This window comes from Draconibacterium mangrovi, from assembly GCF_010586825.1.
Taxonomy (GTDB): Bacteria; Bacteroidota; Bacteroidia; order Bacteroidales; family Prolixibacteraceae; genus Draconibacterium; species Draconibacterium mangrovi.
Window position 1 is genome coordinate 169,340 of sequence record NZ_JAAAGB010000007.1, and the last position, 13,701, is coordinate 183,040.

The window sequence follows — 13,701 nt, forward strand, 5'->3', positions numbered from 1 at the left end:
AGACATTTCTTAACCTTGTATACCTGTTTCCGGAGTCAGAACAGTAATTTCAGAATAACTATTGCTCAATTTCCCTGACCAGAGCAAAAATCTTATCGCGCAAGGGTTTGTATTTGAAATACCAGATCACCAGGCCAATTATCACCCCAAACAGAATAGCTCCGAGAAAGAACAGCTGGGAATCGAGCACCGATTTGCCTTCACCCATCCATTCGAAAGTTAAACCCACATCCATTAGCAAAAGGCCCGGTACAATCCCCAATGCCCTTTTCTGAAAAGGCTGGTAACGGCAGACTGCTTTTTTCAACATTTCGAGCGTAGGCAACGAATAATCAACATACTGGTATTCATTATAAAGTTTTCGGAAAGAAAGTGCAATGAACAAAAATCCCAAAATAAGGGCAACTCCACTGATTATATCGCTAATTTCGTGCGAGTTGGTATACTCAACCGCAGTTTTCACAATAAACAACGGTATAAAAATCCAGTAAAAAATCTGTACCACTTTTACAATTGTGGCATAATGCCTGTCTTCTTTTTTTAGTTTCCCGGTTAATTTACTCAGGTTGGTATCAAATTCATGTGCGGTCATAATTGTTCTCCTTTCAGCTTTTCTTTTAATTGCGATTTAATACGATGGATTTTCACCTTTACATTTGGCTCGGTAATACCAATCACTTCGGCAATCTCTTTCATCGAAAGCCCTTCGAGCAGTAACGATATCAATGCTTTATCAATTACCGACAGTTGATTAAGCTCAAGTTGCATACGTTCGAGCAACTTTTCTTCGGCCAGTTTTTGTTTCAGGTTTTCATCATCCAGTATCGAGTTCAGGTTTGTGGTGTCGCTGTCAACCATCAACTTCATGTGTCTAAAAGCCTTTCCGGCAAAGGTTAACGACGTGTTTACAGCCACCCGGTAAACCCAGGTACTCATGGCCGAATCGCCCCTAAAACTGTCAAGACTTTTCCAGATATTTACCAGCACTTCCTGGTACATATCTTTCTGATCTTCGACATTAGAATTGTAGTACCTGCAGATGTTGCGGATCCGCTCGCCATTCTCAGATACAATCGTGTTAAATTTCTCTTCTTTCGTCACTTTTCAGTGTTTTTTCCTATTTAGTAAAGCTAAAAACGGATAGTTACATTTTTTTCTTAAAATATTAAAAAAGAATTGGTGAAACAGATTTCGGGGGCTTCGGTTCAGAAAGTTAACCTTATGAAGAAGTTGAAGGACAAATTGGCAAATGAGTAATTGAGTTAATGAGGAATGCTTGAATGGGAGGATCTTTGGATATTATTTTTTTTACCACAGAGGTCCACAAAGAATACACGGAGTTTCACCGAGAAAAGATAAATCACCAAGAATTACAATTTATCAATCTAATTCAATCTATATTCAATCTTTCTCAATCTCTTTCTCCTTTTACAAGCAACCAAACAGTAAAGGCCATTTCGCCCAAAATACTTGGCACAGCTACCATAGCAAGGAATATTCCGGCAAAATCGGCGTAGTTGGGCAACAAAAAATGTGCTGTTGTATCAACCATATACATTATTCCGGCAATGAAAAGAAATGCTGCAATCCACTTTGGCTTTTGTATGATATTGGAAAGTAGAATTAAGTGTGCGCCAAAAAAGAACAACCCAATAAGCCAGATAATTTCGAACACATCTACCTGAAATAAAATCTCATCTGCCGAATCAAGTTTTAAAGTAAGCACCAAGGCAAAAACAGCAACACCCATTATGGCTGCATGCATCAACCGAAAATAGGTACTTAAACGTGTAAATTTATTCTTGCGATACAAACCAAAAAGTCCCCACGCCACAACCACATCAAATAACACAGTAATTAAAAAGGCTAAAATGCCAAAGCGCACAGACATATGATTAAGCTTGATTGTTTCCAACGGATTTTGTTTGAGCGACTCAAGCATAACAAAATTGGCAAAAATGGCCGCAAAAAATATGATCAGGTAGCTAATTCCGGTAATGATCGAGAGTTTTCTTGAATTCATTTCTATTTAGTTAATGGAGTTTAATTACTGAATAGTAACCACAATAATCTGCCAAATGTTTACACGCAGGCACAAAAAAAGGTCCCGTTCGTATCAACAAACGGAACCTTAACTATTTTAATAAAAGAATCTATCTCTTACTTACAAAGCGGATCAACACCGATAGTGCCAACCAAATCTTTCAGGTACTGTTTCGATTCTACATTTTTCAGGCGCTCTTTTGCTTTTGCCAATCGACCATCAATATCCATTTCGGCAACCAGCGTAGCGTTATTTTCGTTGTTTTTAAAGTCCTCGAGGTAACCGATTTGCTCAACAAGGAAAGCAATATCCTTGTCCTGCTTTAGTTTCAGGCGGGCTTTATACCAGTCGCTTTTTAGTACCTCTTCCCTTTCGAATAGTTTACGCAGCTCCGGATCGCTGATATCTTTACCTTCATAATGGCCATAAGCCATAACATGCAGCAACACTTTCAGCGGCGGGATAGCAGACTCAACACTTCCATCCTCAAAGAATGGCAGCGCAGCTCGTTGCATGGCTTCGGTAATGTTATTAATACCGTCAACATAGTCGTCCATTCCTTGAAGTTCAGGCTTAAGCATGCGCTCGTTAAATACCGCCAGCGGCTCATCAAACAAACGGTTCATACAACGGAAAGCAAAGTTTTTGGTAATACGATAGCCTAAACGGCTGGCCAATACTTTTTGCCCATTGTATTCAAAGTCTTCCAGTTTTTCCAAACAACCATTTTCAATCAGCTTCTTCGGATCGCGATCTTCAGGAACCAAACGTGCCCAGATTTCAGGAACAAGGATACTGATATCATGATCGAAACGATTTTCCGATCCAATATAACCTGCTGCCGAACTAAATCCCTGGTATTCGGTAAGAATATACGATAACAAGGCGTTGTTCAGGTCGGTGGTTGGCACCAACATGTTAAAAGGCCCTTTGGTAAGCGCACCTTCCAGTCCGGCACCTGTTGTTGATGGCGACTTCCCGGTAATACTTGCAACAAAATCCATAAACAATTCAGGCAACTCCTGGTAATGAATTGGATTATAAACGGCCAGCGGACGAATTCCTGCTTTTTTGTCAACCGGATTATTTCTTCGTCCGGGCAATACGGCGTTTACTGGCCAAACCACCGGATCTTTATCTTTGATTTTACGGAATAAACGCACACCAATTTCACCGAGGTATGAATCCTGTGTTTCGTCCATAAATATATTACGTTGCAGGTAACGCGGGTTCTTTGTCGGTTCGCCGTCTACAATTCGTGGGTGCGAAGGTGTAACAAAGTATTTATTGCTATCGCTTTCAGCCACTTCTTTAATAAAGCTTTTTACCGGCTTGGTATATTTCTCAAAACTGATTGCATCTTCAATCAGTTCTAAAGCATCCTCGCGGGTTAGCGGTTCATAATTCGTCAGGAATGTGTTATTATCCACAATTTCCTTTTCAGCTTCTTTATCGTAGCCTCTGATTACTGCTTCATCCGGGCGCTGGAACAAGTAACTCTCGCAGTTGGCAACCAGTTTTACACTCGGATTATTATATTCCTTATTCAAATCCTTCAAACGGTTTGACGGCACAGTAATCGTTGCCGAAATATCATCCTCGGTTTGGATTTTCATCGACGGAACAAAATCCGACCGTAGTTTATGCAAATACCAACGTCCTTCTTCGTTAAATCCAATACGCACATAACTGGCGGCAATTGGGTTGTGTTTGTAACGTAACACATTTCCGGGGCGGCCATTTACAATTTCTACATTGAATAACTCGCGCCATTTTAATCCTTTTTCTTCGTTACCACGGTAGTGGCGTTTAACGAAAAAGGCCAGTGTGCGAACATTGTCAGGCAGGTCCTGTAAGAATTTATTGTATTCGTCGCTGTATTGATCAGACGGCGTTAATAATTTCACAGCCGAACCTAATGTGCGTTCTTTACTCAGGAACGAGCGCGACGGATCGGCATCGGGACGCACCTCTTTCCATCTGTTCGAATAATCTTTATTAATAATCTCATCCACCATATTTTCAACCTGCTCCAGGTTTTCGATATAGAACGACCCATATTTAATGGCGTTTTGCATCGATTTGGAGATCTCCGATTTTCCACCTCCGGAAACTGTACTTGGTTTATGGCAGAACATTCCTTCAGGTGCCGTATCAATAATACGCCACATAGCTTGTGTTGGATGTTTTACCAACTGAAATTTATGCCCCGTAGGATGAACGTATACTTTGTTTGGCGAAAGTTTCAGACTGTAATCTTTGTTTTTGTATTTCCAGCTTACCGAACTTTTTTCCACATCGAGATCGGCGTTTTCAGGAACATAAACTACATCCGGATATTTTTTATCGATGGCGTAGTTTCCTTCCTGCACCTCAATTCGGTTTCCGAGCAACTTTTTCGCTTCTTCGAACGAGTATGGCTGATCGAACTTTTTGGTAAAATTGGTTCCAAAAACACTGTCGCTCATGTTTCCACGCGGGAATGCAATGGCACCACCGGCATGCTCTTCTTCAACCAAACCATACAGGTTGGCCGAATAGCTGATTTGTGTTTTTATCTCCTTTTTTGAATAGCCGTAATAATTATCTGCAATAATCGTAACCACCACCCCGCGTTCATCGCGACAGGTAAGTTTAAATGCCGAACCATCGTTGTACAGCTCATTCTTGTCTTTCCAGCACATGCCGTCGCGTTTCTGACGCTCCGAAGCATCATCGTAATGTGGCAGACCAACATCTTTCTTCTTAAGCGCAGTTAGGTGTGGTGCTAAAATTATACATCCGGTGTGGCCGGTCCAGTGCTCCACATCCAATGCAGCATCGTTTACAGCCAGGTTCGGGTCGCCGGCATTACCAAAAATGGTTTCAACAAAGTCGAGGTTGCTCACCAAACTTCCCGGTGCAAAAAAGCGTACTTCCATGCTTTTTTCGCTAACAATACCGGGCACTTCAGGGCAAACCACAGGGCGCAACAACAACGACACCATTACTTTTGCTTTTTCATCCTGCGCCGATGTAAAAGGCAAAGTCAATAACTCATCAGTAGGTTTTAGTGCGTAATGCAGCAGGTGTGCAAAAGTAATTTTCGGCACTTCTTTTTTATCGGCAGGTACCGGAAGTCCACCACGCACAATATGGAAAGTTCCCTGTGTTGTTCGTTTATCCTTGGCAGGATTATTCAGAATACCCTGTTTTAAACGGTAAGAACTCAGTAAATCGCTTTTAAACTCATTGCCGTTTGGTGGCAAACTCAGCTCACGAGCCATTTTTTTCTGGTTTAACACCAGGGTATTATTCGGCAAACGATAAGGCTTATTAAATTCAAGCTCTTTTAGGTAATCATCGATAAAATGCTGAATTCGTTCATCAGCCGGAGACATGTGCTCACTAAGCAAGCGCGATTTTTCCTGGAAACTCTTTACCAGGCCTTCGGTTAATTCCTGAAATTTTGAATTGGCATATTTAGTGCCCGAGTCTGAATCATCATTAAACGTAGGCTGCCCCAAGGAAGCCAACTGCAAATTAATGTATTGGATCATATCGCGGCGATCTCTTCTCGTCTGTTTAGAAGAAGCGGATTTTTTATTCATAATATTATATTTCTAGTCCTTAAACAAAAATACAGAATTGAAGTTTTACCAATTGAATGAAATTTCCGAATTAACCTTAAAACAGCAATTCTTTATTGATTTGTTAACCCAAAGGTGACTTATTGTAACAAAATGTAAAAGGTTTGCTTTCATCCGATATACGTGACTCTCCCGTCAATGTTACCCTTATGATATGTATCATAAGCTCTAATTGATTGTAAAATAATTTCAGAAATATCTTTGGACTTTTATTGATTAAAATTAATAGGTAAACCGAATCAATCATAAACATATGATCGTCTGAATTATTACTAACAACCTGATTCTGTTCTACCGAAACCAAAAAATTATTACAATGATACACTTAAAGTTAAAGGCTTTGCTGGTCCTTATGGCTGGTCTTTTTATTTCTTCGCAAACATTTGCAACCGATGGTTATTTTAGTGTTGGCTATGGTACTGTCAATAAAGGATTAGCAGGTGCCGGTATTGCATTTTACCAGGGATCGCTAATTAACGGCAACCCTGCCGGAAATGTATTCCTTGGAACGGAATACCAGTTGGGAGTTAACTTCTTTAATCCGAACAGACAGTACACTGTAACCGGAGCTCCTTCGGGTATGCCAGGTACATTCGGTTTAATGCCGGGTACAGTTGAAAGCGACAGCAAGTTATTTCTAATGCCATCGGCAGGTGCCAACTGGATGCTTGGCGACAACTCCAGTATTTCTGCGGCCATATTCGGAAATGGTGGTATGAACACTGATTATCCTACTCAAACTTTCGGAGATCAAAGTGCAACAACAACAGGTGTTAACCTGGCTCAAATGTTTGGAAATGTTAGTTACTCGGTAAAATTGGGTGAACGCCACAGTATTGGTGTTACAGGTGTTTTGGCCTATCAATATTTTGAAGCTAAAGGTTTAAGTACTTTCGGTCAGTATGGTTTTTCTGCTGATGCTAATGCTTTATCTGGAAATGGAACTGACAGCGGTTTTGGATACGGGTTCAAAATTGGCTACATGGGACATATAACTGATAATTTTGCTATCGGTGCCATGTACCAGTCGAAAGTATTTATGAGCGAGTTTGACGACTACGCTGGTTTATTTGCCGAGCAAGGTGATTTTGATATCCCATCAAGCTGGACAGTAGGTTTTTCGTGGGAAGTAATCGAGGATCTTACCGTTATGGGAGATGTAAAGTCGATTATGTACAGCGATGTTAAGTCGATTGCCAATCCGATGAATCTTAGCGAACTGATGCCGGCTTTCCAAAATCCTGACGGAACTTACACACCTAATCCAAACCATGTTCCACTGGGTTCTGATAATGGCTCTGGTTTTGGATGGGAAGATGTTATGGTATACAAAGTTGGTGTTAACTACGCAGGAGTTGATACCTGGCAATTCCGTGCAGGTTACTCAATTGGTGATAATCCAATCCCTTCATCAGAAGTAATGTTTAATATTCTTGCGCCTGGTGTAATTGAAAAACAGTTAGCATTAGGACTTTCTAAAGAAGTTGGAAAAAGCGGAAATCAGCTTCATGTGGCCATAAATTATGCCATGAATGGAAGTACTAAAGGCTACAACCCAATGGATTTCGACCCAACAGAGGCAATGCAAGGCAACATGGTTCCTAATCAAATGATTGAACTTGAGATGAAACAGTTTGAATTGGAACTTGGATTCTCGTTCTAACGAATACAATTTAGCATACTCCAAAAATTTAGAAATAGTATATTTCTGACCCGGGCTTTCGTCCGGGTTTTTTATTGCTTTTTATTTTGAACTCTTCCTTGATTTAACTGTAATTATTATTTTAACCGCTAATATTAATTTGAAAGAAAAGAAATGAAGCTCATATCGTGGAATGTAAACGGAATACGTGCCGTTACCAAAAAGAACTTTTTTGAAGATTTTAAACAAATGGATGCCGACATACTTTGTTTGCAGGAAACCAAAGCGCAGGATGACCAGGTTGCTGAAACACTGGAGCCAATAAACGGTTATCATATTTATTCCAACTCGGCCGAAAAGAAAGGCTACTCGGGAACAGCAATCCTTTCAAAGATTGAACCTCTATGCGTTTCACGCGATATGGGAATTGATGCTCATGATGCCGAAGGCCGTGTTTTGTGTTTGGAATATGATAAGTTTTATATGGTTACTGTATATGTACCCAACTCGGGTAGCGAATTAAAACGTTTGGATTACCGGCAGGAATGGGACCTGGCATTTTTTAATTACCTGAAAGACCTGGAAAAAACAAAACCGGTTGTGGTGTGTGGCGATTTTAATGTGGCCCACCGCCCTATCGATTTGGCGCGACCTAAACCCAATTATAATAAATCGGCCGGCTACATGCAGGAAGAAATTGATGGAATGGACCGCTATTCACAAGGCGGGCTGGTTGATACTTTCCGCCATTTTTACCCCGATGTTACCGATAAATATTCGTGGTGGAGTTACCGGGCCGGAGCGCGAGGCAAAAACGTAGGCTGGAGAATCGATTATTTCCTCGTTTCCGAAAGTTTTATTCCGCATGTACAAAAAGCTTATATTTTAAACGAAGTTATGGGCTCCGACCATTGCCCTGTAGGCATTGAAATTGCCGGTTAATTCGCAAGAAATAAAATACTATTCAGCGGGTGAGTTTTTATTCATCCGCTGTTGTTTTATAAAAACGCCCTACTTTTGCAGTTTACAGTAAAAATCTGAGAAATTGAGTTTCGATCCACATACTACCAATTTGCCCATCGTTGAAGTTATCGGCGAGGTAAAACAACACCTGCAAAAGGAAAACACCTTAATTGTACATGCGCCTCCCGGAGCCGGAAAAAGTACTGTTCTTCCACTCGTACTTCTTGAAGAAAGCTGGCTGAACGGGCAAAAGATCATCATGCTTGAGCCGCGTCGCCTGGCAGCCAAAACTATAGCCACACGCCTTGCCGATCTCTTAGGCGAGCAGGTTGGTAAACGGGTTGGTTACCGCATTCGTTTTGACAATTGTGTAAGTGAATCCACGCAATTGGAAGTGGTTACAGAAGGAATCCTAACCCGCATGTTACAAAGCGACAATGCATTGGAAGGTATTGGTATGGTTATTTTCGATGAGTTTCACGAACGTAGTCTTTTTGCTGATGTGGCTTTGGCCCTGTCGTGCGAAGCACAGCAGATTTTACGTCCTGATCTGCGCATCATGATCATGTCGGCCACGCTAAATATGCCACAACTTACACAGCTACTTAAAGCACCGTCAGTAGTTAGCGAAGGTCGTCAGTACCCTGTCGATATTCATTATGAAGGCGATAATGACCTAAAACTTCTTCCTGAATTAACCAGTCGTGTAGTTACAAAAGCAGTTGAAAAACACGATGGCGACATATTGGTGTTTTTGCCCGGCGAAGCGGAAATTAAAAATACAGAAGCCATTTTACGAAACAAACACAAAGGAATTGCCATTCATCCGCTTTACGGGCAGTTAACGCCACAAAAGCAGTTTGCTGCCATAATGCCCAGCCGCGAAGGACGACGAAAAATCATTCTTGCCACCTCCATCGCCGAAACCAGTTTAACGATTGAAGGTGTTAAAGTTGTGGTCGACTGCGGTTTTAGCCGAACGCTTAAATTTAATCCCAACACCGGCTTATCGCGCCTTGAAACTGTAGAAATAACTTTAGATTCGGCCGACCAGAGAGCCGGACGCGCCGGCCGGCTTGGCCCCGGTGTTTGTTACCGCATGTGGACCAAAGCAACACATCATCGCCTGAATAAACACCGCACCCCGGAAATTGAGGAAGCTGATCTGGCTTCGCTTGCACTGGAAATGGCTAAATGGGGCGTTGACGATATCAATAAATTAACCTGGCTAACTCCCCCACCCAAAGGCCATGTTCTGCAAGCCAATGAACTGCTGGAGCAACTGGATGCCATTGATGATGGAAAAATTACAGCGCACGGAAAGGCAATCCATAGCCTGCCTTGTCATCCGCGGCTGGCACACATGTTACTTCTGGCGCAAAACGATGATTTAACGGCACTGGCATGCGATATTGCTGCCATTTTGGAAGAACGCGATCCTTTACAACGCGATGCCGGAATCGATATAAATCTGCGTATTGAGGCTTTGCGCCGCTATCGCAGTGGGACATTAAAAAACAAACGATTGAAACATATTGCCAAAATTTCGGCGCAATACCAGAAAATGCTCAATATTGATGAAGACAATTCATCAACAGATCCGTTTGAGACCGGTTTATTGCTGGCTTACGCCTACCCTGAACGAATCGCGCACGCAACTCCGGGTAACAATGCCCAATTTAAACTGGCTAATGGAAACATCGCTGCAGCAGGGCACGAAGACGACCTGGCTCATGAAGACTGGCTGTCGATCGCAAGTGTAAATGCCCGCGATGGTGTTGGCCGCATATTCTTGGCATCGCCACTAAACCCACGCGATCTTGCACCGATGGTTAAAACTGTTGAATCCATCAGTTGGGATACAAAAAGAGGTGGTTTTTCAGCTTTTACAGAATTACGAATTGGCAGTATTATTTTGCAACAAAAACCACTGCATGATTACGATATCGACCAGAAAATAAAGGCTATTTCTGATGCCGTAAAAAAAGAAGGTGCCTGGCTGCTCGATTTTAATCAGGAAGTGGAACAATGGCAAAACCGCATAATCAGTCTGAGGCATTGGGACACAGCGAATGATTGGCCTGATGTTAGTACCAGCCACTTGCTGACAACCAACTACGAATGGCTTTCGCCTTACCTTAATGCTGTAAAAAAGCCGGAAGACCTGAAAAAAATAGACCTGAAGAAAGTGCTGCAAAATCACCTGCCTTATGAACTACAGCAATTATTGGATAAACTTGCGCCGGAGAAACTACAAGTACCAAGCGGATCAAATGTCAAGCTAAAATATGGCTCAGGAGGTGAAGCACCGGTTCTGGCTGTTCGCCTGCAGGAAATATTCGGTTTGCTCGACACGCCAACCCTTAACAATGGAAGAGTAAAAGTGTTACTACATCTTTTGTCGCCGGGGTTTAAACCGGTTCAGGTAACCGATGATTTGAACAGCTTTTGGACCAACACCTATTTCGAAGTAAAAAAGGAGTTAAAAGCACGGTATCCGAAACACCACTGGCCGGACAATCCGTTGGAAGCAGAGCCATTACGTAGCGTAAAACGAAAAAAGAATTCATAAGCGTCTATTCTATATCCATTATGTTTTAGTTGACTTGTGCTATAACATTCAGAAATACAATGGCATCTTTCTTTCAATGAAAGCGATACCCCCATGCCCTTTATGCCCTGATTTACCGACAAGGTATAAAAATTCAGTCCTTTACATCAGGGAAAAATTCAACAGCAAACAGGCCTCTCAATTCTAAATAAAAGAAGAGAAAAGATCAATAAACCGGAATAAAACATTCTCCGGTTTCTTTTCAATATCTATTTTCAATACTGACCAAAAGGTCATGATTCAGGCACAAACACTGTTATACTTAGTTGTACAAAACTAAAAATCAAGAAGTTATTTTTTGCAAAATCGTTTATAATCCTTAAATTATATCAGATAAAAAATAAGTGGTCTAACTCTATATTCAGTTTAGTCCAATCGAAATTTATAAAAAGTTTTAACCCATAACTAAATCTTTGTGTATGGAAAGTTTCGTAAAAATATTCCAAAACAAGCCACCGTATTTAAGTAATTTCCTAATCATACTTGTATTACTCTTTCCGCTTTGGATGAAAGCACAACCACTATATACTTTCTCATATAGCACGGGAAATACATACGACACCCTGAGCACACCTCCTATTGAATTATTTGTCAATGATATTGAATATGACGCATGGGATGACGGCCTCTCCGAAGCTCTTCCCATTGGTTTTACCTTTATTTATAACTATAAACCCTACACAAAATTTAAGGTGTGCGCAAATGGTTTTATTTCCTTGGATGAAAATTTTGGATGGAATGAAGATTTATTCTGGAACTACTTTGAAAGTGCATATCGAAAGCTTGTTATTGCCCCGCTTTGGGATGATTTTATAATTAACGATGGCGGAAGTATCAGATACCAGTTAACCGGATCGGCAGGTAACAGAATCTTAAAAATCGAATTCAATGATCTGACGTTTTGGTTGGATGAAAATGAAAGATTTCACTTGAAATTCCAGGTATGGTTATACGAAGGAACAAATGTAATCGAATTCAGATATGGGGATGATGAATCGGTAAACAGTTGGTGGTCGTTTTCTGACGCTGGAATAAACATTGGGTTAAACGATGAACGCGATTATAGTTTTATGAGTATAACGCCCGGGCCAGAGCCAACATATAGTTTTACTGTTGATAAAGAAATTGGTTTTACCAATATGGAAGATTACATTAATGACGGATTACTATACAGATTCACTCCTACCACCCGTTGGATAGGTTTAACCGATGATGACTGGTTTACCACAACCAATTGGGAATTGGATACAATTCCGTCGGCTTTTGATAATGCACTGATTCCTGATTCTGCCATTAATCCTGTTATCAACACAAGTGGTGTAATTTGTAAAAATCTAACTGTTGAACCGGGTGGTAACTTAACAATAACCGGAGGAGGAGAATTAACGGTAAATGGCAACTTAGTTAATCAAGGTACTGTTACCGTAAGTTCCACGAGCGAATCAAGTTCCGGCTCAATGATAATTAAAGGTGAGTCTGATGCTACCATAAACTTCGAAAAATATATATCCGGCGATCCAAACTGGCACTTAATAAGCTCACCGGTTTCCGGGCAGGATATTTGGGGATGGGCTACTGCAACAGAAAATAATATTGCCACCAATTCATCAGAATACGCAATTACAAGTTATATCGAAGAAAATGACAATTGGAACAACTACCCGTTAATAGATCCGGGCACGAACTTTACGTTGGGCAAAGGCTACTCGACACTACGTGAAACTTCAGGTATTGTATCTTTTTCGGGACAAATAAATTTAAGTGACATTTCTAATATCTCCATTTCATATGTAAATAAAGGATGGAATTTATTGGGAAATCCTTTTACTTCATCCGTAGCTGCAACCAACGCTGCGTCGGGTACTGATCGTCTTTTATCAGCTGCCAATGTTGAAAATATGGATCCGAATTTTGCAGGCCTGTACTTATGGGATCCTTCGTCCGGACAGTATGTAATAATCAACAATTCAGGAGGAACACCAGACGGCACATTAAATCAGGATTACATACAAGCAGGTCAAGGTTTTTTTGTGCGCGCAAAAGACAATAGTTCCCGAAGTTTTAGCATTTCAAAAGCGATGCAAGCTCATCAAACCTCCATACCATTAAAATCGGAAGATAATGGGTGGCCAACAATAAAACTTACTGCAACCGGCGGCAATAGCGTTAGCAATACCCTGGTAACCTTTAATTCATCAATGACAACTGGTCTTGATGTAACTTACGATGCAGGTATGTTCAAAGCAAATCCTGATTTAGCGCTTTATACAAGACTGGTTGACGATAATGGGGTCGATTTTTCGGTTCAATGTCTGCCACCTGACTACGATAATTTAGTGATCCCATTGGGACTTGATGCTCAGGTAGGAGTTGAAGTCAATTTTACGTCAGCAGCATTTAATCTTCCGGAAGAATGCCATATTACCATTGAAGATAAAGTGAAGGGAACTTTTACTTCCTTAAAAGATGGAAATGAATATTCTTTTGTCTATACTGATGAATATAAAAATTCAGAGAAACTGTTTTTGCATACCAGCAGTAATGTAGCTACCAATGCCAATGTTATAGCACTTAACAATCCTTTTGAAATTAGAACAAACACCCGACAAGATTACATTCAAGTGATTTCCACGGAAGAGAAACCTGCTCGCGTAAATGTTATCGACATTTCAGGGCGCATCCTGATTTCGGAAGAGATTTACAAAGGAAATAACAATTTGATTCGCTTCTCTGGCAAACCGGGAGTTTATATCATCAATATAAAAAATGAAACTTATAACCATAGTAGGAAAATCATCTGGACAAAATAGCA

At 40.9% G+C, this 13,701-nt stretch carries 8 protein-coding genes; 4 read left to right on the forward strand and 4 right to left on the reverse strand.

Annotation, left to right across the window (positions count from 1 at the left end):
• Nucleotides 1-58: 58 nt before the first annotated feature.
• From G4420_RS17205 to G4420_RS17220, 4 genes are all read right to left on the reverse strand, one after another.
• A complete protein-coding gene (locus G4420_RS17205; protein WP_163325173.1) occupies nucleotides 59-592 on the reverse strand; it encodes a hypothetical protein in 534 nt (177 codons plus the stop codon).
• Nucleotides 589-1,101 (reverse strand): RNA polymerase sigma factor, encoded by a 513-nt coding sequence (locus G4420_RS17210; RefSeq protein ID WP_163325174.1) that lies wholly within the window; start codon nucleotides 1,099-1,101, stop codon nucleotides 589-591. Before G4420_RS17210 ends, G4420_RS17205 begins: the two co-directional genes overlap by 4 nt.
• Before the next feature lie 310 nt (nucleotides 1,102-1,411).
• On the reverse strand, nucleotides 1,412-2,023 hold the full coding sequence (locus tag G4420_RS17215; RefSeq protein ID WP_163325175.1) for a DUF4386 domain-containing protein: 612 nt from the start codon (nucleotides 2,021-2,023) through the stop codon (nucleotides 1,412-1,414).
• A 137-nt stretch (nucleotides 2,024-2,160) separates the two neighbouring features.
• Nucleotides 2,161-5,634: a hypothetical protein gene (locus G4420_RS17220; protein WP_163325176.1), complete on the reverse strand. Its 3,474-nt coding sequence runs from the start codon at nucleotides 5,632-5,634 to the stop codon at nucleotides 2,161-2,163.
• Nucleotides 5,635-5,989: 355 nt separating this feature from the next.
• On the opposite strand from G4420_RS17220, the gene G4420_RS17225 reads away from it, so the two are divergent.
• From G4420_RS17225 to G4420_RS17240, 4 genes are all read left to right on the forward strand, one after another.
• Complete coding sequence (locus tag G4420_RS17225) at nucleotides 5,990-7,336, forward strand: OmpP1/FadL family transporter (RefSeq protein ID WP_163325177.1); 1,347 nt, start codon at nucleotides 5,990-5,992, stop codon at nucleotides 7,334-7,336.
• A 153-nt stretch (nucleotides 7,337-7,489) separates the two neighbouring features.
• Nucleotides 7,490-8,257: an exodeoxyribonuclease III gene (locus G4420_RS17230; RefSeq protein ID WP_163325178.1), complete on the forward strand. Its 768-nt coding sequence runs from the start codon at nucleotides 7,490-7,492 to the stop codon at nucleotides 8,255-8,257.
• A gap of 103 nt (nucleotides 8,258-8,360) precedes the next feature.
• Nucleotides 8,361-10,850 carry an ATP-dependent helicase HrpB gene (hrpB, locus tag G4420_RS17235; protein ID WP_163325179.1) on the forward strand — a complete coding sequence of 830 codons (2,490 nt, stop codon included), beginning with the start codon at nucleotides 8,361-8,363 and terminating at the stop codon, nucleotides 10,848-10,850.
• Between the two features lie 458 nt (nucleotides 10,851-11,308).
• Nucleotides 11,309-13,699 (forward strand): T9SS type A sorting domain-containing protein, encoded by a 2,391-nt coding sequence (locus tag G4420_RS17240; protein ID WP_163325180.1) that lies wholly within the window; start codon nucleotides 11,309-11,311, stop codon nucleotides 13,697-13,699.
• Nucleotides 13,700-13,701: the final 2 nt, after the last annotated feature.

Excerpts from the sequence above, each read along its gene's own strand:
- G4420_RS17205 (WP_163325173.1), bottom strand. The coding sequence starts at position 592 with ATGACCGCACATGAATTTGATACCAACCTGAGTAAATTAACCGGGAAA.
- G4420_RS17215 (WP_163325175.1), bottom strand. The coding sequence starts at position 2,023 with ATGAATTCAAGAAAACTCTCGATCATTACCGGAATTAGCTACCTGATC.
- G4420_RS17220 (WP_163325176.1), bottom strand. The coding sequence starts at position 5,634 with ATGAATAAAAAATCCGCTTCTTCTAAACAGACGAGAAGAGATCGCCGC.
- G4420_RS17225 (WP_163325177.1), top strand. The coding sequence starts at position 5,990 with ATGATACACTTAAAGTTAAAGGCTTTGCTGGTCCTTATGGCTGGTCTT.
- G4420_RS17230 (WP_163325178.1), top strand. The coding sequence starts at position 7,490 with ATGAAGCTCATATCGTGGAATGTAAACGGAATACGTGCCGTTACCAAA.
- G4420_RS17240 (WP_163325180.1), top strand. The coding sequence starts at position 11,309 with ATGGAAAGTTTCGTAAAAATATTCCAAAACAAGCCACCGTATTTAAGT.